Genomic DNA, 25799 nt, shown 5'->3' on the forward strand with positions numbered 1-25799 from the left:
ATCGCCTATCCTTCATCAAACACTTCTTGATATTCATTGAGTTGCTCGGCAGTCAGCAGGAACACCCCGTGACCACCCCGTTCAAAGTCCAGCCAGAGGAATGGCACATCGGGGAAACGTTCAACCAGCGCGTAGTCGCTGTTACCCACCTCAACAACCAGAATGCCGTCCGGCTCCAGGTAGTCGGAAGCCTCCTGAAGAATACGGCAGGCGATATCCAGCCCATCCTCTCCGGCCGCCAGCCCCAGTGCCGGCTCCCGATGGTATTCGTCCGGCAGGCTCTCCATCTCTTCCCGCCCCACATAGGGCGGATTACTCACAATAATGTCGTAATGGCGCCCATGCAGACCGTCAAACAGATCAGACCTGATCGCCTCCACCCGTCCCTCCAGGTCATGGCGTTCGATATTGATCGATGCCACTTCCAGCGCCTCTGGCGAGATATCCACCGCGTCCACATCCGCCTCTTCAAACGCATAGGCGCAGCCGATAGCGATACAACCACTGCCGGTGCAGAGGTCCAGCACCCGGCTCACCGCCTCCGGCTGGACCCAGGGTTGGAATTGGGTCTCGATCAGTTCAGCAATCGGAGACCGGGGTACCAGCACCTGATCATTGATATAGAAATCCAGCCCGGCAAAAGTCGCCTCGTGAGTCAGGTAGGCTGCTGGTACACGGCGTACGATGCGCTCCTGAAACAGCTCGCATACCCGCTCTTTCTCCCCTGGAGTAAGTGCGGCATCCAGGTAGGCCGGCGGCAGATCCTGGGGCAGATAGAGGGCGTACAGGGTCAGTCTGATCGCCTCATCAAAAGGATTATCGGTCCCGTGACCAAAGTAGAGACCGGCCTCGGTAAACCGACTGGCGCCCCAGCGGATAAAATCCCTCAGCGTATTCAGATTTTCAATCGCATCAGACATGTCGGGACCACAAACAGAAGATCACGAATGATAGCCTATTTGCTTTACCGCTGGAATCGGCAGCCATTCACAACCCGCACACAGGCTTCATGCCGGGGTTACAATCGGGCCGCCTCCTGTCCTGGCAGAAACATCCAACCGGATGAAATCCACAACCCCATATCCGGGTCTCTATCTTCGACACCAAGCAAAAATCGCCTAGCCAGTGATCCGGCAAAGCCAGGCAATCAGCCGGTTTGGCCGACAGTTACCCCAGGGGAACGCGTGCTATATGCTGTATAGATCGGAAAATGGAAACCGTCGGATCCCATGAAAATATTCAAAATGCTTAAAACCCAGATTGGGGCAGCGCTAGTACTGATTATGCTGCTGTTCGGAACCCTGTTCAGCATGAGTATGATGGCCCTGAATGAGCAACAGAGCTACAACACCCTGCTGAATATCACCTCCCGACTGGAGCAGACAGCACAGAATCTGGTTTCCCTGGGCATGAACTACGCCATCAATGTCCCGCAGGACAGCAGCAGCTACGATCGTGACGTTAAACTCTACTACCGGGCCATGCACGATCAGATGAAAATACTCGACACCATGACCAACAGCTTCATGATGGCTGAATTCCCCCCCGCCCTTACCGAGATCGGCGAATACTTCCGCCCCAGCCTGATGCCGGCCACAAAACAGGCGGTATCGGCAGTGGAAGAGGTCTGGCAAGAGTTTCGGGACGGCATTAAAGATGCCCTGGATGAAAGCACTGGCATGCCGCACCTGAAAGAAGCCGCACTCTATATCACCGGCTACCATGCCCCCCTGGTCGCTTCCATCAACATTCTGCACAACCGTATTCAGCAGCAGACCAAGCAGCGACTGACCCATGTCTACCAGCTGCACATCAGTCTGCTGTTTACGGCCGTGCTGATCACTATCGGTGTATTCGCCTGGTTTTACCTGGTGGTATTAAAACCGCTGCGACACGCAGTTGACGGCTTTCAGAAGGTAACTCAGGGTGATTTTGGTTACCAGGTCCCTATCGCGGGCGACAACGAGTTGGCCCTGATGACCCGTTCGTTCAATCTCCTGTCCCTACGTCTGCACAGCCTGTTTCGACTGATTGACCGGATACAGCAAGGCTCGGACCTGAACGAGATACTCGGTTTTGTGGCCAACGAATTCTCCGCCCTACTGCCACTCGACTGGGTGGGCGCGCTCTTTGTCACCTGCGACAACAACACCATGGTGCTGGAGGGTAGCTACCGGAACGGACAACCGGAAATCTCCCCGAGAACCCGTTACTCCCTGAGAAACACCCTGCTGCTCAAGGCATTGGAATCGGGCGAGCCCCTGCACATACCTGACATGTCCTCCACTGTGGTCAACCCTGAATACCAGTTTCTCAATCACCTGTTTGCAGAGGGCATCCGGGATGCCATTTTTCTGCCCATTACCGATGCCAGCCCGATTCCCGGAATTCTCGCTTTTGGCACCTGCAAGACAGACACCTATACCCCGGAACACCTGGAGCTACTGACTAATATCGCCGGTCTGATCACTCACAGCTTTGGTCGCACGGTACGCCTGGCGGAGCACAACCGGCTGGCCGCCATTGGCAGCTTTGCCTCCGGGATCGCCCATGAAATCCGCAGCCCGCTCTCCACTATCAGCATGGCGCTGGACTATTTCCAGGAGACCGATCTGCCCGGATCTGCCAACAAAAGAGCTGAACTGGCGAAGCGGGAAGCAACCCGAATGGCACGACTACTGGAGGAGATACTGCTGTATGCCAAACCGCTCCAGTTAAGACTGCAGCAGGTCGACCTGAAACAGCTGCTGAACCGGCTGTTCGAGGCCCACCATGCCATGGTGGAGGAGAAGCAGCAGCGATTTGAACTGATTGCACCTGACAGCGACATGACCATACTGGGTGACCCGGATCGATTGGTACAGATTTTCCTCAACCTGGCAAAAAACGCCTGCGACGCAGCCGATCATGGCGAATCCATCCTATGGCAGGTGGAGAAGGAGCTGGCCAGCCGCTCCCTCAGAATCAGTGTCACAAACCGGGGAGAACCTATTAAGGAGGAACATCTGGCGCAACTGTTCAATCCCTTCTTCACCACCAAAACACACGGCACCGGATTGGGTCTCAGCATTGTCAAACGCATCGTTGAAGCACACGGGGGTGACATCACCATCAGCTCCGGGGAGCGACAGGGAACCACAGTCACCCTGCTGATGCCCCTGGCATAACACCCTGAACCACCTCTTCCGGCGGCCGAGCGGAGTCAATCAATACAAACTAAAAAGGGCTACCCCTGCGGGTAGCCCTTCATAACAACGCGCACAGCGGGTAATCCGGCTAACTACTTCAGGCCGCCGCGGTATCCGTTGACGGCATAACCGTATCGTTACCCTGTTTCTTCCGACACCCCTGTTCTTTAAGGCCACCGCGCTCCACCAGCTCAGCCAGGGTGATGCTCTGCAGGAATGAAAATATCTCATTACTCAGATCATCCCACAGGTTATGGGTCAGGCAGCGCTTACCATCCTGGCAATCACGGTTTCCACCACAGCGGGTGAACTCCACCCATTCATCCACCGCACAAATAATATCCGCAATGGAGATCTCATCAGCTTCACGACCCAGATAGTAGCCGCCACCGGGACCACGCACCCCCTTAACCAACTGCTTGCTTCGCAGGGCCGCAAACAGCTGCTCCAGGTAAGAGAGCGAAATACCCTGGGTCTCGGAAATTTCAGCGAGGGTGACCGGTCCGTCTGTACCGTTCAGGGTCAGATCCAGCATTGCAGTTACGGCGTAGCGCCCTTTGGTTGATAGTCTCATAATCTCAATTCCGCGTGGTGAATAATTACCTACTTCTTTACTTGGTTATAAAACTATCATTTCCCCATGGAAATTGTCAACATTTATTAGAACGGCCCCAACATCGAACCGGAGACCGCATCCCACCAAGTGATGGAAGGCTTTAAAGTCAACCAGTTAACCCATAACGGGCATGTTAAAAAACGTGATCAATGAGGGGGTAGACAAGAGAACAGCAACTTGGTTTCAAACCGGTAGCAGATGTTTTCGACCTGGGCCGGTAACCGCCTGTTCCGGCAGAAAGCAGTGACCCTGCCGAACTGAATAGGCAAGCCACTTGGAAAGAAACAGGCTGATTCGCCACTTCTGTTCGAGGGTTGGTCGGGTCACGCCCTGATTCAAAGGCAGGATATGCTGCTGCAGATTCAGTACCTCGGCCTGGCGTGAGTCATGGTAGACCCGAATGGTGGCGTCCGGATCGGGCGCCTGCCCCGATTCATGGGTGAAATAGTAGGTCAGGTGCAACAGACTGGTGTAGGGCGTCTGCTCCAGAACTTCCAGATAGAGATCGGTTGCACCCTCCAGATGGGAAAGGTAATGGCCCTGCATATGGCGCACTTCAGGGGCTAACCGGGTCAGGTAGATATAGTTTTCTTCACACAGATCCATGAGCCAGCCCACCGTCGGTTTTCCCGACAGTAGTGCCTTAAGATTCCAGGGATAGTGGGGTCTGTGGAGCACGCCTTTCCTCTTGTTGGGTTGTGGAGCAACAGATGCCCGTGACTAAGGCTTCCACATCCACCGTACCAGATTAACTTCCACAATATCCACCCGCTGATTGGACTATCGCCGCACATGCCAAGTGCCCGCGCTGACGTTGGCCTGGGCCCGGGTCGATTTCGTAACGAGTCACTGATCCGGACAACAGTCACCAACCATGCCGACACAAAACCGTCTGCTCAAAATAGAGAAAGGCCGGCGTATAGCCGGCCCTTTCAGGTCTGTAACAGCGCGGAATATCAGCCGTTCTCTTTCGCTATCTGCTCATGCACTTCTGCCATATCCAGTTCACCAGCTTTCTGAACCAGTTCGCGGAAGCCGCCCTCGGGCAAAGCCCCGGCCTGACTGAAGATGATCACCTTCTCACGGAATATCATCAGGGTGGGAATGGAGCGGATCTGAAAATGACCCGCAATCTCCTGCTCCTCTTCCGTATTCACCTTGGCAAATACGATATTGGGGTGGTCCTCGGAGACTTTTTCATAGGTCGGCGCGAATGAACGGCAAGGACCACACCAGGGCGCCCAGAAGTCGACAATGACAAAGTCGTTGTTGGTTACGGTTTCTTCAAAGTTCTCTTTAGTCAATTCTACGACGGCCACGGGAAGATCCTCTTACACAAATTTATTAACAAAAAACTATATCATTAATTACTAATAAATACTAATTTTATCCCGGCATAAAAAAAGCCGGCGTTAACCGGCTTTTTACAACCCTATTTTAAATCCCTCAGTCCAGGGCCGCAAATATGCTGTCCCGGATCTGTTCCACACTGCCGACTCCGGCAATCTTGTGGTGCTTCGGCGCCCCACTCTGACCGCTGGCCGCCCAGCTGGAGTAGAATTCAATCAACGGCTCAGTCTGATCGTGGTAAACCTTGAGTCGCGCTTTAACAGTCTCTTCCTGGTCATCATCCCGCTGGATCAGTGGCTCACCCGTGATATCGTCCTTGCCTGCTTCCTTGGGTGGATTAAAGGTGACATGGTAGGTGCGACCGGAAGCCAGATGAACACGACGTCCGGACATGCGCTTAATGATCTCTTCATCCGGCACATCAATCTCCACCACTGCGTCCACCATGACGCCCGCATCCCGAAGCGCCTCAGCCTGGGGAATGGTGCGGGGGAAACCGTCAAACAGGAAACCATTGGCACAATCGGCTTCGCTGATCCGCTCTTTCACCATGCCCATGATGATATCGTCAGAAACCAGGCCGCCCTCGTCCATGATCTTTTTTGCCGCCTTACCAAGCTCAGTCCCCGCTTTGACATGGGCTCGCAGCATATCGCCGGTGGAGATCTGCGGAATGCTGTAGCGCTCCTTAATATAATTGGCCTGGGTACCTTTTCCCGCTCCGGGACCGCCTAGCAAAATCACGCGCATTAAAATACTCCTTGGGTTTACCGAGTAACAATGAATTCCGAATGGCTGGAGTCTGACACAGGCCACCCCCAATCACCATTCGAGTATGCAAATATATGAATATAAAAGACTTATGTTGCAAATGCACATAAGCGTACCAAACCCTACCAAACGACCCATTAATCCACAATAAAAAAACCCGCGACGGTAAAACCGCAGCGGGTTTTTTCTGACACAACCGCCAAAATCAGGCGGAAAGACTCAACATCAGCTTATTCAGGCGATGCACAAATGACGCGGGATCTTCCAGTTGCCCACCTTCGGCCAGGGTAGCCTGATCCAACAGCACCCGGGAGAGATCGGCAAAACGGTCCTCATCCGGCTCCTGATCCATCTTCTCCACCAGGGGATGTTTCAGGTTCAGTTCAAGAATCGGCTTGGTCTGCGGAGCGTCCTGACCCAGCTGCTTCAGCACCCGCTGCAGATTGGCGCCCATGTCGTGTTCATCGGCCACCAGGCAAGCGGGAGATTCAGTGAGGCGGCTGCTCACCCGTACATCCTTCACATCGTCCCCCAGTGCGGTCTTGACCCGCTCCAGCAGTCCTTTGTGCTCTTCGGCCTCTTTCTCCAGGGTCTCCTTATCTTCCATATCGCCCAGATCAAGCTGCCCTTTGGCGACAGACTGCAGCGGCTTGCCTTTGTACTCGGTCAGGTGAGATACCAGCCACTCATCGACCCGGTCGGTAAGCAGTAGCACCTCCACATCCTTGGTCTTGAACACCTCCAGGTGCGGACTGTGACGGGCGGCCGCATAGCTGTCGGCGGTGATGTAGTAGATCTTCTCCTGCTTCTCCTGCATCCGCTCCAGGTACTGATCCAGGGAAACCGTCTCATCCTTGCCTTCCGACTTGGTGCTGGCAAAACGCAGCAGACCGGCGATCCGCTCCTTGTTGGCGAAATCCTCGGCCGGACCCTCTTTCATCACCCGACCGAACTCTTTCCAGAACTTCTGATACTTTTCCGGCTCATCCTTGGCCATCTTCTCCAGCAGTCCCAGGATGCGCTTGGTGCTGGCGGTGCGGATAGTATCAATCTTCTTGTTATGCTGCAGCAGCTCCCGGGAGACGTTCAGCGGCAGATCATCGGAGTCCACCACCCCTTTGACAAACCGCAGGTAGTGCGGCATCAGCTTTTCCGCTTCGTCCATGATGAACACCCTGCGTACATAGAGCTTCACCCCGTGCTTCTGATCACGCTCCCAGAGATCAAATGGCGCCCGGGACGGGATATACAGCAGCGAAGTATATTCGTTGGTTCCCTCGACCCGGTTGTGCACCTGATCCAGCGGGTCCTCGAAATCGTGGGCGATGTGCTTGTAGAACTCGTTGTATTCCTCGGCGGTGATGTCGGACTTGTTACGCATCCAGAGTGCCGTGCCCTTGTTGACCTGCTCCCACTCCGGCTCCGCCTTCTCCTCGTCTTCCTTCTCTTCCGCACCGTACTGCTCCTTGAGCATTTCAATCGGAATGGAGATGTGATCGGAAAACTTGCTGATAATGCTGCGCAGCCGATAGCTCTCCAGGAACTCATCCTCCTCCTCATTCAGGTGCAGGGTGATACTGGTGCCGCGGGTTGGCTTCTCGATGGTTTCAATACTGTAGGCACCCTCGCCGGTGGACTCCCAGCGCACGCCATGCTCGGCCCCAAGACCGGCCCGCCGGGTCTCCAGGGTCACTTTGTCGGCGACGATGAAGGCGGAATAGAAACCTACGCCGAACTGGCCGATCAGCTGACTCTGGCTGGCCGAGTCATCACTTTTGTTGCCCAATGCCTCCAGAAACTTCTTGGTACCGGAGCTGGCGATGGTACCGATGGTCTCGGTAACCTCCTGGCGACTCATACCGATACCGTTGTCCTCGATGGTGACAGTACGTCGCTCCTTATCCACTGACACCCGGATCCTGAGATTGGAATCACCTTCGTAGAAGGCATCATCGGTCAGCGCTTCAAACCGGAGCTTTTCGGCGGCATCGGACGCATTGGATATCAACTCCCGCAGAAAAATCTCCTTGTTACTGTACAGGGAGCGAATCACCAGGTTGAGAACCTGGCTCACTTCTGCCTGAAACTCCAATGTCTCTTTGTGCGCATCGACTGTCATGGTGTTGCCGCCTCCGATAATGTTTCAAGTGGTACAATTTTTCACTGTTTGGCTGCACAAACCCCCGCCAGACTGAGGGGAAATTCGCCATCGACTGATAGTGAGGGTAAACCGGTGAAAATCAAGGGGTTTGGCTGAGATTCAGCCGGATTGACCGGGAGCGCGCGGGGCAATTCCGGGTCAACGGCGCTTTTTCATCCTTCAGTGATGGCAAAATCAGCCTCGCCGACCCTCATTGTGTTTGCAAAATATGACAAAATCCGTACACTTCAGCCCCACCTGAAGCGAGTAGCGTTTAGATACTGTGAACACCCCGAAACCGGCCACAGATCGACGCCCTGGCGCCAACTACTGAAGAACGGCACTGCACCCGACCTACAAGCCGGATCACGATCGCCATGCTCAAGCGCCTGCTCTTTGTCGTTGTCGTCTCTTATGGGGCCTATACGACTTACAATTCTCGCTCCGTAGAACATGATCCGGGGGTACTGGTCAAGAATACCCCACACCAGAGTGAAATCGACAGCGCTCAGCCCTTCACCTATAAGGGTTACCAGGTGACGCCACTGGCCGATTTCAACCTGGACGCCAGGATACTGGGCATCGAGCATTACAGCCTGGGAAGAGAGTCGGATCTTTCACCGGTCGATCTGGCTCTGGGCTGGGGCCCAATGTCCGACAGCGCGGTCATCTCCCAGCTATCAATCAGTCAGAGCGGACGATTTTATCACTGGTCTGCTTCGAGATTGCCTGTCCCTAGAGAGGCCATCTCCAGCCATTCGGCCAATATGCACATGGTGCCGGCCGATTCGCGGGTAGAAAAAGAGTTAATGAGCCTCAGGGAAGGTGAAGTTGTCCGGATTGCGGGCTACCTTATCCGCGCGGACGCCCCCGACGGCTGGCACTGGGTCAGCTCACTGACCCGCGAAGACAGTGGCAACGGCGCCTGCGAATTAGTGTGGGTCAGGGAAGTGAGCCGGCGTATGCCAACGCTATAAGTATTTATGTTTGCAGCAATTTACCGAGGAAGATCATGAACAACTATGTCCAATGGCTGAGCGAACTGGGGATGGACGACGTCGAGCATGTCGGCGGCAAGAATGCCTCCCTGGGTGAAATGATCCAGAACCTGTCCAACCTGGGGGTGCAGGTGCCGGGGGGTTTTGCCACTACCGCTTACGCCTATCGGGAATACCTCGCCACCGATGGCCTGGCGGACCGTATCAACGCCGCCTTGGACAAACTGGACGTGGATAATGTGCGGGCCCTGGCCGAGACCGGCGCCCAGATTCGGCAATGGATCATGGACACCCCGTTTCAGCCGGCCCTCAATGATGCCATTGACGAGGCCTACGCCGCCCTGATCAAGGAGTACGGCGAAGAGGTCACCTGGGCAGTACGCTCCTCGGCCACCGCGGAAGATCTGCCGGATGCCTCGTTCGCCGGCCAGCAGGAGACTTTCCTCAACGTCTCCGGGCTGGATAACATCAAACGCCAGATACACGAGGTATTCGCCTCCCTGTTCAATGACCGGGCCATCGCTTATCGGGAGCACCAGGGCTTTGAACACTCTCTGGTGGCCCTATCCGCCGGCATCCAGAAGATGATCCGTTCCGACATCGGCGCTTCCGGCGTGATGTTCACCCTGGATACCGAATCCGGTTTCCGCGACGCCGTGTTTATCACTTCCAGCTATGGCCTGGGCGAGATGGTGGTACAGGGTGCGGTCAACCCCGATGAATTCTACGTCCACAAACCCACCCTGGCGGCCGGCCGACCGGCTGTGATCCGGCGCAATGTGGGCGGCAAGGCGATCAAGATGGTCTATAACCCGGGCGGCACCAGCCCGGTCAAGATCATCGACGTGGAAGAGAAAGAGCGTCACCTGTTCTCCATCACCGACGCCGAAGCCGAAGAGCTGGCGCGCCAGGCCATGACCATTGAAAAGCACTACCAGCGGCCGATGGATATCGAGTGGGCCCGGGACGGCATCGATGGCAAGCTGTACATCGTCCAGGCACGGCCCGAGACGGTGCAGAGCCGCGGCGGCAATGTCATGGAGCGTTATGAACTGAAAGGCAAGGGACCGGTGCTGACCGAAGGTCGCTCCATCGGCTCGCGGATCGGCGCAGGTACCGCCAAGGTAGTGATGAGTCTGGACGATATGGATGACGTACAGCCGGGCGACGTCCTGGTGACCGACATGACCGATCCGGACTGGGAGCCGATCATGAAGCGTGCCGCTGCCATCGTCACCAACCGGGGCGGACGCACCTGCCACGCCGCCATCATCGCCCGTGAGCTGGGCGTACCGGCTGTTGTGGGCTGTAACGACGCCACCCAGAAAATCAGCCATGGCCAGGAGGTGACCGTCTCCTGTGCGGAAGGTGATACCGGCTTTATCTACGACGGCAAACTGGACTTCGAATACAAGACCATCGAACTGGACGCGATGCCGGAGATCCCCACCAAGATCATGATGAACGTGGGTAATCCGGACCGCGCATTCGACTTTGCCAGCGTTCCCAACGCCGGAATCGGACTGGCCCGGCTCGAGTTCATTATCAACAACATGATCGGCATTCACCCCCGGGCACTGCTGGAGTATGACTCGCTACCGGAGGAGCTGAAGGCGGAGATCGCACCACGCATTGCGGCCTATAAGAGCCCGAGCGACTTCTATATCAGCAAGATCATCGAAGGCGTCTCCACCCTGGCAGCGGCCTTCCCTGGCCCGGTTATCGTACGCATGTCCGACTTCAAGTCGAACGAATACGCCAACCTGATCGGTGGCCCCCGCTACGAACCGGACGAAGAGAACCCGATGATCGGTTTCCGTGGCGCCTCCCGCTACATCTCGGAGAGCTTCGCTCCCTGCTGGGAGATGGAGTGCAAGGCACTGAAATATGTGCGCGAGGAGATGGGCTTCACCAATGTGGAGATCATGATTCCGTTCGTCCGCACCCTGAGCGAGGCGAAAGGTGTGGTGGAAGCCCTGGAGGCCAATGGTCTGAAACGGGGCGAGAACGGCCTGCGCCTGATCATGATGTGCGAACTACCCTCCAACGCCGTGCTGGCCGAGGAGTTCCTGGAGTATTTCGACGGCTTCTCTATCGGCTCCAACGACATGACCCAGCTCACCCTGGGCCTGGACCGGGACTCCAGCCTGATAGCGCACAGCTTTGATGAACGGGACCCGGCCGTCATGAAGATGCTCAGCATGGCCATCGCCACCTGCCGCGCCCAGGGCAAATACGTGGGCATCTGCGGACAGGGCCCCTCGGATCACCCGGATCTGGCCAAGTGGCTGCTGGAGCAGGGCATCAGCAGTGTCTCACTGAACCCGGACACCGTCATCGACACCTGGCTGTTCATGGCGGGCCAGCAGGCCTGACCCCACCCTTTCAGGCCTGAACAGCAAAACCGGGCGGGTTTTCCCCGTCCGGTTTTTTTTCGTCTGACCGGCTGAATTCCACGCAATTCAAAAGGCTTTGATTCCCCCCGGTAACGTTTACAATAGGGCCAACGATCACCCGGGCAGAGACCCGTCAGTCGAATATCGGGAGCGTATGACAGTGGAAGAGAAGAATGTAGATATCGCCATAATCGGCTCCGGCAGCGCCGGACTCTATGCCCTGGGCCGGGTCAAGGCCTCCGGGAAAAGTTTTGTATTGATCAACGGTGGCGAACAGGGAACCACCTGCGCCCGGGTCGGCTGTATGCCGTCAAAGGTGCTGATCCAGATCGCCGAAGATTATCACCGCTGCGGCATCCTCGGTCGCTACGGCGTAGAGGGTCACAAATCCCTCACCCTGGATGGTGAAGAGGCGTTGGGCCATGTGCAGGATCTGCGGGACAACTTTGTCGACCGGGTCATCAGTAACAGTACCGCCCAGATGAGTGACGAAGTATTCCTGGAGGGTTATGCCAGGTTTATCGAGCCCCATCTGCTGGAGGTAAACGGCAAACGGGTACGGGCCGACAAGATCATTATCGCTACCGGTTCCCGCCCGGTGATCCCCAAGCCCTGGCAGGCCTTCGGCGACCGGATTCTCACCACCGACACCCTGTTTGAACAGGAACAGCTGCCGGAGTCACTGGCGGTGATCGGCCTGGGGGTTATCGGGCTGGAGATCGGCCAGTCGATGGCTCGGCTGGGGGTGGAGACCACCGGCTTTGACCAGCTGGAGACCATCGGCGGACTGGATGATCCGGCGGTGGCCAAGGCGGCTATCGAGATCATCGGACGTGATTTCCCGCTCCATCTCGGCCACCCTGCGGAGATCACTGAAGAGGGTGACAAGCTGCGCGTCACCGCCGGCGAACACTCCGTGGTGGTGGACAAGGTGTTGGCCAGCCTGGGACGGCGCCCCAACCTGGACAATCTGCAGATCGAAAACGCCGGCATCGACCTGGGCGTCCATGCCATCCCCGCCTACAACCCCAACACCATGCAGATCGGCGACAGTCACATCTTCCTGGCCGGCGATGTGAACGCCGAGCGCCCCCTGCTGCATGAGGCGGGGGATGAGGGCCGGATTGCCGGCCACAACGCCAGCAGCGATCAGATCCAGGCGTTTAAACGCAAGACGCCCCTGGCGATCAACTTCGTCGACCCGAACATCTGCCATGTGGGCAAACGCTGGTCCGAGCTGGACTACGCCCAGACCGCCGTCGGTGAAGTCAACATGGCCCCGGTGGGACGCGCCCTGATCATGGGTAAAAACAAGGGTGTCATCCGGGTCTACGCCGACAAGGTCAGTGGCAAACTGTTGGGCGCCGAGATGATCTGCGCCAAGGGTGAGAATCTGGCCCATCTGCTGGCCTGGTGCATTGAACAGGAGCTGACCGTGGGACAGTTGCTGCAGATGCCGTTCTATCACCCGGTGATAGAAGAGGCCCTGCAGGCCGCGCTGTATGATCTCTATGCCAAGGTGGAGACCAAGAACAGTGGTCCAATCACCGAACTGAAAATGATCGATTGATTGATCAGGCCGGGGGAAAGGGATGTCCCCCGGGCGTGACCAACCAACCGGTCACTGCGGAGTCCGTTTGAACCGGCCGATCTCCCTGTCGTCCTTCAGCAGATGGCCGGCACCCGCTTCATCCACCCACAGCACAAACCGGATACGGGTCTCGGTATCCTCGGGAGTGGTGCAGTCGAGCTGAACCTCATCGGCGCTTTTCGCGCCCCAAAAGCAGTGATGACTCTCCGCCCCGCTCCCGGCATCGAACAGTTCCGCACGGCCTTCATAATGGACGGTCAACTTGGAAAAGGGCCCGGTCGTCGTGCCGTCACTTGTCCAGTTGCCCGCTCCGGGATGGCCTGAACAACCCGCCAGACTGCCTCCCAAGAGGAGCATCAGCCCTGTAATCCTGATCTGCTGAAGCATAATTGGAATCTTCGCTTAGTTATAAGTTGATCCCCGCCGCACTGATCCAACACAGCGGGGCTGGGCGCATCGTTAAGGGGGCATTATAAGCCAGTAGGTGCCGGTTGGGTCACCATAGTGACGGGTATTGATGAGGCCAGCAGGAGGTGGCGCCTGGAGACCCCATTCCACCACTGCCGCCGTCCATAGCTGCCGACCGGCGGCTGTTCACACCGACAGGCAGATGAGGGATGCGGGTAAATATGCCACAATAGGCGCCGTTCATTTATCCGGGAAAACGGCTTGCCGCTACCGGCAAAACACCTCTACACTCACCGGCATTTCAAACGCTCTCGATAACGCTTAAAGACAAAACATTATGGCTCAGTATATCTATACAATGAATCGCGTCGGCAAGGTCGTGCCGCCGAAACGGGAAATTCTCCGTGATATCTCCCTCTCCTTTTTCCCGGGCGCCAAAATCGGGGTTTTGGGTCTGAATGGCGCCGGTAAATCGACCCTGCTGCGCATCATGGCGGGCATCGACACCGACATCGAGGGTGAAGCCCGGCCCCAGCCCGGTATCCACGTCGGCTACCTGCCCCAGGAGCCGCAGCTTGACCCGGATAAGGACGTGCGCGGCAACGTGGAAGAGGCCATGAGTGACGTGGTGGAGGCCCTGGCCGAACTGGACAAGGTCTACGCCGCCTATGCGGAACCGGACGCCGACTTTGATGCCCTGGCCAGCAAGCAGGCCAAGCTGGAAGACCTGATCAACGCCAAAGACGGTCACAATATGGAGCGCACCCTGGAGATCGCCGCCGATGCCCTGCGCCTGCCGCCCTGGGATGCGGATGTAACCAAGCTTTCCGGTGGTGAACGGCGCCGCGTAGCACTGTGCAGACTGCTGCTCTCCAAGCCGGACATGCTGCTGCTGGACGAACCGACCAACCACCTGGATGCGGAGTCGGTAGCCTGGCTGGAGCGCTTCCTGCACGACTACCCCGGTACTGTGGTGGCGGTCACCCACGATCGTTATTTCCTGGACAACGTAGCCGGCTGGATTCTGGAGCTGGATCGCGGCCACGGCATCCCCTGGGAGGGCAACTACAGCTCCTGGCTGGAGCAGAAAGAGCAGCGCCTGGAGATGGAACAGAAACAGGAAGCCGCCCGTATCAAGAGCATGAAACATGAGCTGGAGTGGGTGCGCTCCAATCCAAAGGGGCGCCACGCCAAGAGCAAGGCGCGTCTGCAGCGTTTCGATGAATTGCAGAGCCAGGAGTTCCAGAAACGCAACGAGACCAACGAGATCTACATCCCGCCGGGTGATCGCCTGGGTGACCTGGTGATCGAGGCCAAGGGACTGAGCAAGGCATTCGGCGACAAACTGCTCTACAGCGATCTCTCTTTCAACCTGCCCAAGGGTGGCATTGTCGGCATCATCGGCCCCAACGGCGCCGGTAAGACCACCCTGTTCCGCCTGCTTACGGGACAGGAGAAGCCAGACAGCGGCGAACTGCGGATCGGTGACACGGTAAAGATCTCCTCCGTGGAGCAGTCCCGGGAGCAGCTGGACGACAACAAGACCGTCTGGGAGGAGCTCTCAGGTGGAGCGGACATCATCACCATCGGCCGTTACGAGCTGAACTCCCGCGCCTACGCAAGTCGCTTCAACTTCAAGGGTACCGATCAACAGAAACGTATCGGCGATCTCTCCGGCGGCGAGCGCAACCGGGTCCATCTGGCCAAGACCCTGCAGCAGGGCGGCAACGTACTGCTGCTGGACGAACCCACCAACGATCTGGACGTGGAGACCCTGCGGGCACTGGAAGAAGCCCTGCTCACCTTCCCGGGCTGCGTGGTGGTCATCTCCCATGACCGCTGGTTCCTGGACCGTATCGCCACCCATATCCTGGCATTCGAAGGGGACTCCACCGTGACCTGGTTCGAAGGTAACTACGCCGACTATGAGATCGACCGAAAACGGCGATTGGGCGCCGATGCAGACCAGCCACACCGGATCAAATACAAACCGTTGAACCGCTGAACCCGGGCGTGACCACTGTTTAACCGGGGACGGGGCCACAGCTCGCCCCATCCCCGGTCTTGAGGTCTGCACCTTCGGCACCGAACCGGCCCCGCCGGGGAACCACACTACATCAGGGTGATGAACTGAACCGGTGTGTCCTCTGTGACATCGTCCCCAAATTTTTCACAGGCAAACCCATGAACCAGACTGAACAACTGCTTGAACGGGCCCAACAACTGATCGAACGACTGGAAGAGGTCTTCTCACCCCGCAGCCAGGAACCGGATTGGGACTGCATCGCCTTTCGCTGGCAGCGGGACAAAGGTCTCCAGTCCATAAGCCGACCCCACAAGGTACGACTGGACGATATTCTCTGTGCTGACCAGGCCAAGGCGGAGATCACCCGCAACACGCGCCAGTTTGTCGAGGGACGCAGCGCCAACAACGCCCTGCTCTGGGGCTCCCGGGGAACCGGTAAGTCATCCCTGATCAAGGCGCTGCTGAACGAGTTTGCCGACCAGGGGCTGCGCCTGATCGAGGTGGAGCGGCACGACCTGATCGATCTGACCTCCATCGTTGAACTGGTGCAGGACCGACCGGAACGGTTTCTGATCTACTGTGACGATCTCTCCTTCGAGGCGGATGATGCCAGCTATAAGTCACTCAAGGCTGTGCTGGATGGCTCCATCTCCGCCCCGCCGGAAAACGTGTTGATCTACGCCACCTCCAACCGCCGCCATCTGTTGCCGGAGTTCAAGTCAGAGAATCAGGATGTGCATGTGGTGGAGGGGGAGATTCACCAGAATGAGAGCGTCGAGGAGAAAATCTCCCTGTCAGAGCGGTTTGGCCTCTGGCTCTCTTTCTACCCCTTCACCCAGGATCAGTATCTGTCGATCGTGGATCACTGGCTGGCGGAACTTGGGGCTGAAAAGAGTAGCGCCGATGAGGCGACACGGCTGGAAGCGCTGCGCTTCGCCCTGAAGCGGGGATCCCGCAGCGGGCGGGTGGCACTGCAGTTTGCCCGGGACTGGGCGGGACGCCGACCAGAGGAACGCCCCACCGAATAGGCCCGGCGGACTATCCCCAAGCCCGGGAGGGTGGGCAGATTTTTCTACCCGCCCGAAAAAAACGCGGTGGCGAACACAGGATAGTCATGGCAACGACCGGCCGGGACGGGTCAATGCATTCCGGGCTTCAGCAACGATCGAGGTGATGAGCACCCGGTTGAATCACTAACCCCGGCGCCAGGTGGTCCCCTGCGGGCTATCTTCAAGCACCACACCCCGCTCCTTGAGTTCATCCCGTATCCGGTCGGCCTCAGCCCAGTTTTTTTCCGACTTGGCCACCTGGCGTTGCTCAATCAGGTTCTCAATCTGTTCGTCACTCAGCCCGGTGTCCGCATCGCCGCCCCGCAGATACTGTTCCGGATCAGCCTGCAGGATACCCAGTATGCCGCCCAAACGGCGCAGTTCCGCCGCCAGGCCCGCGGCCTGCTGCACATCTGTCGAACGCAACCTATTAATCTCCCGCACCAGGTCAAACAGCACCGCCAGAGCCTCCGGGGTGTTGAAGTCATCATCCATGGCCGCTTGAAAACGCTCGAAATAGGCCTCGCCGCCAGTCGGGCCGGTCATCGGCAGACCGCGCATGGCGGTATAGAACCGGGTCAGGGCGCCGCGGGCGTTGTCCAGGTGCTCCTCATCGTAATTGAGGGGACTGCGATAATGACTGGTGAGGATAAAGTAGCGTACCTCCTCTGCCTGATAACGGGCCAGAATCTCCCGTACCGTGAAGAAGTTACCCAGGGACTTGGACATCTTCTCATCATTGATACGGACAAAACCGTTATGCATCCAGTAGTTAACGAAGGGTTTGCCGGTCGCACCCTCGGACTGGGCAATCTCGTTTTCGTGATGCGGGAAGGTGAGATCGGCGCCACCGCCGTGGATGTCAAAGGTATCCCCCAGGCAGCAGGTGGACATGGCGGAACACTCGATATGCCAACCGGGCCGTCCCGCCCCCCAGGGAGAGTCCCAGGCCGGCTCCCCCGGCTTGGCGGACTTCCACAGCACGAAGTCCAGCGGGTTGCGTTTCTGGTCATCCACGTCGACCCGGGCACCCGCCTGCAGATCTTCCAGCGTCTTGCCCGACAACTTGCCATAATCAGCAAAACTGCTGACCGCGTAATAGACATCGCCATTGTCGGCCTGGTAGGCGTGACCGTTGGCCACCAACCGTTCGATCATGTCGATGATCTCAGCAATATGGGCAGTGGCCCGTGGTTCACTGTCGGGCAGCAGAACCCCCAACGCGGCGGAATCCTCATGCATGGCCTGGATGAAGCGTGCTGTCAGATCACTGTAGGGCTCACCGTTTTCGTTGGCCCGATTGATGATTTTGTCATCGATATCGGTAATGTTCCGGATATAGGTGACCTCGTAGCCCAGGGACTTGAGGTAGCGATACACCACATCAAACACCACCATCACCCGGGCGTGCCCCAGATGACAAAGATCATAGACAGTCATGCCACAGACATACATCCTGACTTTGCCTGGTTCCAGCGGCTCAAATGCCTGTTTCTGGTTGGTAAGGTCGTTGTAGATCTTCAGCATAACTACTCCGGCGGATCATCTGTAAATTTAACCGGGGCCAGTGCCGAACAGCACCCAACTACCAACCCCTGAGCGCGCATAGTAAACGAAAGCATTCCCGCAACAAAGGGGGATGTGGACACCGGGACCAACCGGGGCTTTTTCCCGGAGCCACTAACCTTTATGATTAGACGATTATGCACTGACATACGATTCAGTCTGAATCAAACCATAAGAGAGTATTTACAATGAACAGACGCCTTTTTTCTCTACTGCTCGCTGTTATCACCACGTTCGCTATCACTGGCCAGGCCAGTGCGGCCACCGAACGGGTGCTGATGCAAACCAGCCTGGGAGAGATCGAACTGGAACTGGATAGCGACAAGGCACCCGGCACGGTCAAGAATTTTCTTCGCTATGTGGATGAAGGCTTCTACAACGGCACCATTTTTCACCGGGTCATCAATGGCTTTATGATCCAGGGTGGTGGATTCACCCCCGATCTGGACCGCAAACGGGGCCACGAGGCGATCCAGAATGAAGCCAATAACGGCCTGTCTAACAGTCGCGGTACCATCGCCATGGCCAGAACCAATGCGCCCCACTCCGCAACATCCCAGTTTTTTATCAATCATACGGACAACGATAATCTCGACTATCCAAGCTTCGATGGATGGGGTTACGCGGTATTTGGCCGGGTCACCCGGGGAATGGAAACGGTTGATAAAATTGCCGATGTAATGACCACCACCCGCATGGGCATGCAGAACGTGCCTATCGAGCCGGTCATTATTGAAAACATCACCCGTATAACAAACTAATACAGGAAGTCACTCATGATTACGCTTAAGACAAATCACGGAGACATCGTCATCGAACTGGACGAAGAGAAAGCTCCGATCACCAGCGCAAATTTTATCCAATATGTCAAAGACGGCTTTTATAACGGCACCATTTTCCACCGCGTGATCAATAACTTCATGATCCAGGGCGGCGGCTTTGAAGTCGGTATGAAAGAGAAAGGCACCCGCGCCCCGATTGAGAACGAGGCCAAAAACGGTCTCAGTAACGTGACCGGCTCGATCGCCATGGCACGTACCATGGACCCGCACTCCGCCTCGGCCCAGTTTTTCATCAATGTGGCGGACAATAAATTTCTCGACTATCCTGGCCAGGACGGCTGGGGATACTGTGTCTTTGGCAAAGTGGTTGAAGGCATGGACGTAGTCAACAAGATGAAAAACGTGGATACCACCACCAAAATGGGCCATCAGGATGTGCCGGTGGAAGACCTGATCATTGAAGAGGCTGTTATCAGCGATTAGGCAACCCCATTAACCATGAGTCAGTCTCTGATCATTTCCGATCTCCATCTGTCACACCACCGACCTGCCACCGTGACCCTGTTCCTGCGTTTTCTGCAGGAGCAAGCCCACGGTGACAGTGCTCTGTATATTCTGGGGGATCTGTTCGACGCCTGGATAGGCGACGACAACAACCTGCCGCCGGCCCCGGAAGTGATCACCGCATTACGCCGCTTCACCGACCATGGTGGCAGTCTGTATATAATGCATGGCAATCGGGATTTTCTGCTGGGTGAAGATTTTGCCCGGGCCACCGGCTGCCAACTGCTCCCCGACCCGTTTGTAGTGGAATTGGGCGGACAGCAGACTCTCCTGATGCATGGAGATCTGCTCTGCAGCGATGACCTGGAGTATCAACAGGCGCGCCAACTGATGCGCAGCCCGGCGTTTATTGCGGACTTTATCGCCCGGCCAATTGAGGAGCGGGTTCAGCTGGCCGCCGAGTATCGACGGCGCAGCGGAGAAGTGACTTCACTGAAATCGGCCGACATCATGGATGTCAACCAGCAGACCGTGGAACGTTACATGCTGAAACACGGGGTAACCCGCCTCATACACGGGCATACCCACCGTCCGGCATTACATGAGTTTCAACTGGACGGGGCGACGGCCCAGCGCTATGTGCTGGAGGACTGGCATGAACAGGCCGCCTCCTATCTGTCTATCAAGGCAAACGGGATAATCGAACAGTGTCCCTTTACCTAACCCCCTAACTTGCCTGGATGGTGATCCGGCGTTCGGCATTGTAGAGCAACTTCTGCAGACCCAGCCGCCGTTCGGCATTGATCACCAACGGCGCCATAAAGCTGGCATTGACTGCTCCACCCGGTCGGTTGTCACCCCTTTCCTGACGATAAGCCACCACCAGCAACACCACATCTTCGGGGCGTTCCAGCTCCAGCAGAGCCTGCTCCTCATCGCTCAGGGTGAACTCATAAAATATGTTCAGGCTTTCCGGCGCCAGCACCGACAAGACCAGATCCGGGTTGTCGACCGACTCCAGGTAGCCCACCAACGCATCAGCCTGCTGGTGGAAAAGCCGGAAAGCGCGGTCATCTTCGAAACCGGGGATGCCTTGGGGGAAAATGATCGGGGTATCGGCACCACCAATCCGGTTTTCTGACTCCGTACTCTCTATCTTCACAACCACTCCAACACTTTCAGTTAAATCATCTCCGTTGTCGCCGATCATCCTTCTGCCTGATCAGGCGTGCGAGAACCTTTTGCTATTTACCCTGGTCCGGGTCTTTCGGATTTTCGTAATCGAGATCCAGGTCAATGGATGGAATCTCGTCTTCCACCGGTTCAACTGGCCGACCATTCAGTTCGTCAAATATGGACGGATCGACCTTTTCCGTGGGGATATCCAGTTCATCCAGATCCACATCGAGATCAAACGGGCTCTGCCCGGACGGAGAACCTTCCGCGAACAAATCCTCCCCCATGTCGGCTCTCTCCGGTGGCAGGGTCATCTCGATGGTATCTTCTCCCTCTCCACCACTCCAGGCGGGATGATCCGGCACGAGAGGCTGACCCATATCGATCACCTTCTCCCACAGTTCCGGCGCCTGGGTCATCAAAACCGGATAGACCCGATCCAGATAACGGGAGAAGGATTGCTTGTCACGCCTGAACGCATAGATTTCCAGCAGTTTGGCCTTCAACTCGAAACTGTCGGGATTCTCCTCCATCGCTTCCTGAACCAGCGCCTCGGCCTGGCTATAACGACGATAGGCCAGGTAGATGTCCGCCTCCATCAGGATCGAGCCGATATCGTGACTCTTGCCTGGCGAAGTCTCCGTTTTCTGTTCCATCGACTGCGAAGGGGTGGCCACCTTGGACATGGGCGCTTCAGCCTGTTCAACCGCATCATCCAGTGAGGTTTCCAACTTATCTGACGAGGCGTCGACCGGATCGTCTGAATGCTCAAACAGTTTCGGTCCCCGATACGCCTCCTGTCGTTTCCGTCCGCGATTGCTCAACAGAAGCAGAAGCAGCAGGACGGCGATCACCGCCCCCATCAGTATCATCCAGTACTCGTCCTTCCAGCCCGCTGAATCAGTCGGCTGTTTGGTAACTGGAGCGCTGGTCGATACATTGCCGGGCGGAGTGGGTTCGGCAGGGACCATGGCGGCGTCGCCAGTGCCCGTTTGTGGCGTGACACCGGTCTGGGCTATCTGCTGACGCAGTTTTTCCAACTCGGCATCCTTCTCTTCCAATGCCTTTCTGAGGGCCTCTACCTTGGATTCCAGGGCGGCCCGCAGCTCCGTGATATCTTTGTTGATCTCCTGGACGGCAACCAGTTCCTGCTCCGAATCCTTGATCGCCTCCCGTAGCTTGTCACTCTCACGAGCGGGATACTTCGCTTCGCCCTTCTCCCCCAGTTGCCAGTTTTCCTCCGGTTCCACCACCCGAAGCTGCTTACGCTCACTGGCGCTCATCTCCTGCTCTGCCTCTCCCGGTGCCGGCGGCTGCGCGGCTTGTGAATCTCCATCTGCCACCACTGTAGCCTGGGTCCCGGTCGGATCCGCTACCACTTCCGACTGGACAGGCCGGGGATCTGGTTTCCTATCCATGGGAGCGGGTGAAGGGGCGGCGGCCGTGGCGCGCCCCTTACGCCAGGCAGCCATCTGCTCCTTGATTGCGACCCGCGCCCCCGCTTCACTGATCGCAGCGATCTCTTCAGGCGTCGGAATGCGCAGCAACGCCCCCTTTTTCAAGAAATTGATATTACCCTGCCGGAACGCATCGGGATTGGCCCGCAGTAGTCCGATCATGGCCCGGTTGCGAGAGATCCCGGCATCTGAAAACACCTTACCGGCGATCACCCACAAGGTCTCACTGCGCTGAACCGGTCCATAGGTGGTCGTTACGGCCGCTGAGTCTGCCTCTGGTGCGGGTGACTGTACCGGTTGAGTCGCAACCGATTCGGTCCTGGGTGGCCGGTAAGTCGGGGGGTCCAACAGGATGGTGAACTCCCGCACCAGGTTACCCTGGGGCCAACTGACCTCAAGCAGGAAATCGAGAAACGGTTCCCGCACGGCATCCCGCGTACTCACCTGAATATAGGGCGAGCCGTGCTCCGGAATGACCGGTTTGAAACGTAATTTGGAGAGCAGATAGGGCCTGGCCACGCCGGCCCGATTGAAAATCTCGGGTCCGGCCAGCTTGACCCGGATATCCTCGACAGCCGTCTGATCAACCGATATCAGTTCCACCCTGGCGTTCAGGGGTTCATTAAGGGCCGACTCGACCCGGACACCACCCAATCCCAAGGCAAATACCGAAGCCGACGGCATCAGCAGCAGAAGTAGTACATGTGATTTTCTGAACATTATTTTAGTGGGATTTCAGCCAAATCCATTTCCCGGTTGATGCAGCAATGGTCCCGCCCCGGACGATCGCGTGAAAACAATACATTCGCGCCAATATAAAACAATAAGTTAACGACGTCACTTAAATCCATATATAAATCGGCAACATGGCCCACTTCTTTACCTTCGTCTCATTATTATTTTGATTCCATCAGCCGTAGCATGTCGTTGTAGGTGGCATAGTTGGCATAGGCGAGTATCGGCAGCACCACCAGCAACAGCGGCAAGGCAAACAGTACGGTAAAGAAGGTCAAGCCCCCCAGAACTGCAGCCCAGAAAAACATCAAGCGGGAGTGCCGGGTAACGGTTTTGACACTGAACGAAACAGCATCCACCAATCCGCACTGTTTCTGCACAGCGTAAGGGATGGAAAACACGGTGATGCAGAAAGTGATAAAGCTGAGCACAAAACCCAGTAGGCTGACAAATACCAGAAATGCCGCCACATCGGCACGCAACGCCGGGTCGGTCCCGAATGCGGTCAGAGAAGTGGGTACAAAGTCGAAATAGACGCTATAGATGATTAGCGCATCGGTAATCCAGATCAGATAGATCACCAGTGATACCAGACCCAGCACCATAATGGCGAGCGGGCACTCCCGGACTCCATCCAGAATATCTGCAAAACCGGGCTTATCGCCACGCTGAATCACTTCTGCCAGATGATAATAGACCGCGACCAGGCCAGGCACCACGATCAGAAATCCACCCGCAGCGATAAAATAGACGATACTGAAGCCCTGGTGCAGCAACACTGTACCCACTGCCAGGCCAATCAGTAAAAAAAGTGCAGCATAGGTAATATTTAGAAGTGCCGCCTGCTTAAAGAGTTGCCAACCGCGTGACAGCCACTCCCAGGTAACCATAAACATCATCTTTTCCCGCATGATATTGGCACTCATCGAAACTCCTACTCCCCTAACCCGATCCAGGCTCAGTTCAATTCATCACACTCCTGCAACAACCCCGGCCTGTCAGGATATAACCCGACAATCCAGCGGTTCATCGACAAAAGAACCGGTAGTTTCACCCCCTCTGGCACAGCTGACGATAAACCGGCCAGAAAACCGGGGAGAACCGGCTAATTAATATCAGACTTATCGGCATTAAGCGGACCTGACTTAATACGCAGATCCGGAATATCGACACGTCCAATCACATGCAAAACGATGCCGACACCAATAAAGAACACAACTGCTGCCGCAAAACTGGCCACTACCGGATGATCCCGGCCCAACTCACCGAAGTAATATATTGAGGCCAACAGACAGCAAATGGCGGCACAATAAGAGACAATCGCCACAAAGAAAGATATTTTTTGCGACATTCGCGTTTGTTTCACCTGCCACCTCCAGAAAAACCCGATTTTAAATGCAGGTTACGCTATTAGCCGTTAGCTGACCAATGCTATTGCCACAATCACCCGGCACACCTTTTCCCGATGGGCTGAAAGCGGAATTATCTTGCCAATGATCAGAAGATTAGTTTATTTTGAACTGATGTACCTGGGCCCTATAGATTCAGATAATCCGGCGAACCATGGCAACTGACAAACAGATGACTCTGCAGATCTCGACCCGACAGATCGACCAGTACTGCGCTGAAATCTGTGCTGGCAGCGCCAATACCAGTCGCAAGCATTCGGCGCTGATCGCACTGGAAGGGTTTATTGTCCGGCACACAACAACCGACAAGTACTCCGAGCTGTTCAACCAGGTTGTGGACACTATTCAACGGTACGCCGAGCAGACCCGCGCCGAACTATTAAGCGAATATGCGGACAAACTTTTAATCGCATTGGCAGACAGGGACCGGACGGGCCTGGCCATGATCCATCAGTCGGTATCCCGGAATGGATTCGATCAACTGCTGGATCAGGCATTGCCCAAGTTACCCCGGAACCAGCAGCCCGGATTAAAACAGTGGAGTGATCGCTGGCTCCTCGATGCCGAATCGAAAGCACGTTTGGCCAGCGGCTATCCGGATGCGTTTAATTTCAAGGATGCCGGGGTTCCGATTGACGAATACCGGGCAATGACCGAACTAAAGAGAAAACTGACACGATTATGAAATATCTACTCCCCAGCCTGCTGCTCCTGATCTCTTCGTCCCTGCTGGCAGAAGAGACAAACGCCCTTCCAGTCTCGATCACAACAGCCACTGACCTGAGCAGCGATGGAAAAAAGGCGCTGGAAGAGAACCGGGCCATACTGTTGCTGATATCGCAGGATCACTGCAGCTACTGCATGCAGATCAAACGTGAAGTGATCGCTCCGATGATACTTAGTGGCGACTATAAAGACACACTTCTAATTCGTGAAATAGCTATCGACAGGGCCGAAACCCTCATCGATTTCAAGGGTGTGGAAAAGGATAACTCCAAGTTCGCCTATGAATATAACGTGGCAGTCACCCCGACCCTGCTGTTCCTCAGCGGAGAAGGCAAAGAAGTGATCGAGCAGATGGTGGGCATGCAGACACCGGATATGTACTACTTCTATGTCGACCAGTCAGTACAGGCAGCCATCCGGGCTGTTAACCAGTCTGGACAGTGAACTGTAAAAAGAGATGAAGTGCATAGCGAACAGTATTCGCATCCTGCTCTTCACCTTGCTCTGCCCTGTCCAGGCGTCCCACAGCCAAACCACGGTAACGGATACAACGGGATCGGGTTCCGCCTGTGTCATTGCGAAAAAGCTGGGGGACTCCATTGCCATTGAATGGGTACTGGGAGAACCTTCGGCAACCGATGCCATTAACCGCGCCAAACAGGCATTAAGGACAAGGGGATATGAAGATCTGTTCCCCCAATCAAGCAGTAGTGATGCACATGGCTGGATGGTCATTATCAAAACCCAATACCAAACCTATACCGGCAGGGAGCGCACCAGTTACGGCTGCGGCTTCAGCACACAGTCGCCAGCGCAGGCGGAAAACAACGCACGGAACAATCTTCGTGCCTACTCCTGGGGCTGGAAAGAGAGCCTGGGTTACCAGGTGATAGAAAGCCGCCAATACTGAC

The 25799-nt window shown here is 56.3% G+C and carries 24 protein-coding genes; 12 read left to right on the forward strand and 12 right to left on the reverse strand.

Annotated features, from left to right (window positions below; translation table 11 throughout):
- Nucleotides 1-5: 5 nt before the first annotated feature.
- The gene (prmB, locus tag AAY24_RS07610) at nucleotides 6-920 is read right to left on the reverse strand and encodes a 50S ribosomal protein L3 N(5)-glutamine methyltransferase (protein ID WP_046859170.1); all 915 of its coding nucleotides are present in this window, start codon (nucleotides 918-920) and stop codon (nucleotides 6-8) included.
- Nucleotides 921-1229: 309 nt separating this feature from the next.
- Here prmB and AAY24_RS18485 point away from each other — a divergent pair, with 309 nt between their 5' ends.
- Nucleotides 1230-3167 (forward strand): sensor histidine kinase, encoded by a 1938-nt coding sequence (locus tag AAY24_RS18485; RefSeq protein ID WP_052761128.1) that lies wholly within the window; start codon nucleotides 1230-1232, stop codon nucleotides 3165-3167.
- A gap of 118 nt (nucleotides 3168-3285) precedes the next feature.
- Here the strand turns inward: AAY24_RS18485 and AAY24_RS07620 are convergent, their stop codons facing one another.
- The 5 genes from AAY24_RS07620 to htpG form a co-directional block, all read right to left on the reverse strand.
- Nucleotides 3286-3762, reverse strand: coding sequence for an Rrf2 family transcriptional regulator (locus AAY24_RS07620; RefSeq protein ID WP_063370453.1), 477 nt, complete (start codon nucleotides 3760-3762; stop codon nucleotides 3286-3288).
- A gap of 225 nt (nucleotides 3763-3987) precedes the next feature.
- On the reverse strand, nucleotides 3988-4482 hold the full coding sequence (locus AAY24_RS07625; protein ID WP_234422262.1) for a DUF1249 domain-containing protein: 495 nt from the start codon (nucleotides 4480-4482) through the stop codon (nucleotides 3988-3990).
- A 278-nt stretch (nucleotides 4483-4760) separates the two neighbouring features.
- Nucleotides 4761-5123 carry a thioredoxin gene (gene trxA / locus AAY24_RS07630; RefSeq protein WP_046859172.1) on the reverse strand — a complete coding sequence of 121 codons (363 nt, stop codon included), beginning with the start codon at nucleotides 5121-5123 and terminating at the stop codon, nucleotides 4761-4763.
- 127 nt (nucleotides 5124-5250) lie between these two features.
- Entirely contained in the window at nucleotides 5251-5904 is a 654-nt protein-coding gene (gene adk / locus AAY24_RS07635; RefSeq protein WP_046859173.1) for an adenylate kinase, read from the reverse strand.
- 226 nt (nucleotides 5905-6130) lie between these two features.
- Nucleotides 6131-8044, reverse strand: a complete 1914-nt coding sequence (gene htpG / locus AAY24_RS07640) for a molecular chaperone HtpG (protein WP_046859174.1) — start codon at nucleotides 8042-8044, stop codon at nucleotides 6131-6133.
- 398 nt (nucleotides 8045-8442) lie between these two features.
- Here htpG and AAY24_RS07645 point away from each other — a divergent pair, with 398 nt between their 5' ends.
- From AAY24_RS07645 to AAY24_RS07655, 3 genes are all read left to right on the forward strand, one after another.
- Nucleotides 8443-9042 (forward strand): hypothetical protein, encoded by a 600-nt coding sequence (locus AAY24_RS07645; protein ID WP_046859175.1) that lies wholly within the window; start codon nucleotides 8443-8445, stop codon nucleotides 9040-9042.
- A gap of 35 nt (nucleotides 9043-9077) precedes the next feature.
- Nucleotides 9078-11438, forward strand: a complete 2361-nt coding sequence (gene ppsA / locus AAY24_RS07650) for a phosphoenolpyruvate synthase (protein ID WP_046859176.1) — start codon at nucleotides 9078-9080, stop codon at nucleotides 11436-11438.
- A 181-nt stretch (nucleotides 11439-11619) separates the two neighbouring features.
- The gene (locus tag AAY24_RS07655; RefSeq protein WP_052761358.1) at nucleotides 11620-13029 is read left to right on the forward strand and encodes a dihydrolipoyl dehydrogenase; all 1410 of its coding nucleotides are present in this window, start codon (nucleotides 11620-11622) and stop codon (nucleotides 13027-13029) included.
- Between the two features lie 51 nt (nucleotides 13030-13080).
- On the opposite strand, the gene AAY24_RS07660 is transcribed toward AAY24_RS07655, so the two are convergent.
- Nucleotides 13081-13407 carry a hypothetical protein gene (locus AAY24_RS07660; RefSeq protein ID WP_046859178.1) on the reverse strand — a complete coding sequence of 109 codons (327 nt, stop codon included), beginning with the start codon at nucleotides 13405-13407 and terminating at the stop codon, nucleotides 13081-13083.
- Between the two features lie 388 nt (nucleotides 13408-13795).
- Here AAY24_RS07660 and ettA point away from each other — a divergent pair, with 388 nt between their 5' ends.
- A complete protein-coding gene (gene ettA, locus AAY24_RS07665; protein ID WP_046859179.1) occupies nucleotides 13796-15463 on the forward strand; it encodes an energy-dependent translational throttle protein EttA in 1668 nt (555 codons plus the stop codon).
- Between the two features lie 179 nt (nucleotides 15464-15642).
- Nucleotides 15643-16512 carry an ATP-binding protein gene (locus AAY24_RS07670; protein ID WP_046859180.1) on the forward strand — a complete coding sequence of 290 codons (870 nt, stop codon included), beginning with the start codon at nucleotides 15643-15645 and terminating at the stop codon, nucleotides 16510-16512.
- A 165-nt stretch (nucleotides 16513-16677) separates the two neighbouring features.
- Here the strand turns inward: AAY24_RS07670 and cysS are convergent, their stop codons facing one another.
- Nucleotides 16678-18060 carry a cysteine--tRNA ligase gene (gene cysS, locus AAY24_RS07675; protein ID WP_046859181.1) on the reverse strand — a complete coding sequence of 461 codons (1383 nt, stop codon included), beginning with the start codon at nucleotides 18058-18060 and terminating at the stop codon, nucleotides 16678-16680.
- A 227-nt stretch (nucleotides 18061-18287) separates the two neighbouring features.
- Here cysS and AAY24_RS07680 point away from each other — a divergent pair, with 227 nt between their 5' ends.
- The 3 genes from AAY24_RS07680 to AAY24_RS07690 are packed head-to-tail and all read left to right on the forward strand — an operon-like array spanning nucleotide 18288 to nucleotide 20108.
- On the forward strand, nucleotides 18288-18860 hold the full coding sequence (locus AAY24_RS07680) for a peptidylprolyl isomerase (RefSeq protein WP_046859182.1): 573 nt from the start codon (nucleotides 18288-18290) through the stop codon (nucleotides 18858-18860).
- A 15-nt stretch (nucleotides 18861-18875) separates the two neighbouring features.
- On the forward strand, nucleotides 18876-19364 hold the full coding sequence (locus tag AAY24_RS07685; protein ID WP_046859183.1) for a peptidylprolyl isomerase: 489 nt from the start codon (nucleotides 18876-18878) through the stop codon (nucleotides 19362-19364).
- A 15-nt stretch (nucleotides 19365-19379) separates the two neighbouring features.
- On the forward strand, nucleotides 19380-20108 hold the full coding sequence (locus AAY24_RS07690) for a UDP-2,3-diacylglucosamine diphosphatase (protein ID WP_046859184.1): 729 nt from the start codon (nucleotides 19380-19382) through the stop codon (nucleotides 20106-20108).
- A gap of 4 nt (nucleotides 20109-20112) precedes the next feature.
- Here AAY24_RS07690 and fliW read toward each other — a convergent pair whose 3' ends face one another.
- The 4 genes from fliW to AAY24_RS07710 all read right to left on the reverse strand — a co-directional run bounded on the left by fliW (nucleotide 20113) and on the right by AAY24_RS07710 (nucleotide 24119).
- Complete coding sequence (fliW, locus tag AAY24_RS07695) at nucleotides 20113-20547, reverse strand: flagellar assembly protein FliW (RefSeq protein WP_046861120.1); 435 nt, start codon at nucleotides 20545-20547, stop codon at nucleotides 20113-20115.
- A gap of 82 nt (nucleotides 20548-20629) precedes the next feature.
- Nucleotides 20630-22738: a type IV pilus assembly protein FimV gene (locus tag AAY24_RS07700; RefSeq protein ID WP_046859185.1), complete on the reverse strand. Its 2109-nt coding sequence runs from the start codon at nucleotides 22736-22738 to the stop codon at nucleotides 20630-20632.
- Nucleotides 22739-22914: 176 nt separating this feature from the next.
- Nucleotides 22915-23679: a DUF2189 domain-containing protein gene (locus tag AAY24_RS07705; protein ID WP_046859186.1), complete on the reverse strand. Its 765-nt coding sequence runs from the start codon at nucleotides 23677-23679 to the stop codon at nucleotides 22915-22917.
- Nucleotides 23680-23858: 179 nt separating this feature from the next.
- Nucleotides 23859-24119 (reverse strand): hypothetical protein, encoded by a 261-nt coding sequence (locus AAY24_RS07710; RefSeq protein WP_046859187.1) that lies wholly within the window; start codon nucleotides 24117-24119, stop codon nucleotides 23859-23861.
- Nucleotides 24120-24316: 197 nt separating this feature from the next.
- Here AAY24_RS07710 and AAY24_RS07715 point away from each other — a divergent pair, with 197 nt between their 5' ends.
- The 3 genes from AAY24_RS07715 to AAY24_RS07725 are packed head-to-tail and all read left to right on the forward strand — an operon-like array spanning nucleotide 24317 to nucleotide 25798.
- Nucleotides 24317-24847: a hypothetical protein gene (locus AAY24_RS07715; protein ID WP_046859188.1), complete on the forward strand. Its 531-nt coding sequence runs from the start codon at nucleotides 24317-24319 to the stop codon at nucleotides 24845-24847.
- A complete protein-coding gene (locus tag AAY24_RS07720) occupies nucleotides 24844-25332 on the forward strand; it encodes a thioredoxin family protein (RefSeq protein ID WP_052761132.1) in 489 nt (162 codons plus the stop codon). Before AAY24_RS07715 ends, AAY24_RS07720 begins: the two co-directional genes overlap by 4 nt.
- A 13-nt stretch (nucleotides 25333-25345) precedes the next feature.
- Nucleotides 25346-25798 (forward strand): hypothetical protein, encoded by a 453-nt coding sequence (locus AAY24_RS07725; RefSeq protein WP_046859189.1) that lies wholly within the window; start codon nucleotides 25346-25348, stop codon nucleotides 25796-25798.
- Nucleotide 25799 lies beyond the last annotated feature (1 nt).

This window comes from Sedimenticola thiotaurini, assembly GCF_001007875.1.
GTDB classification, from domain to species: domain Bacteria; phylum Pseudomonadota; class Gammaproteobacteria; order Chromatiales; family Chromatiaceae; genus Sedimenticola; species Sedimenticola thiotaurini.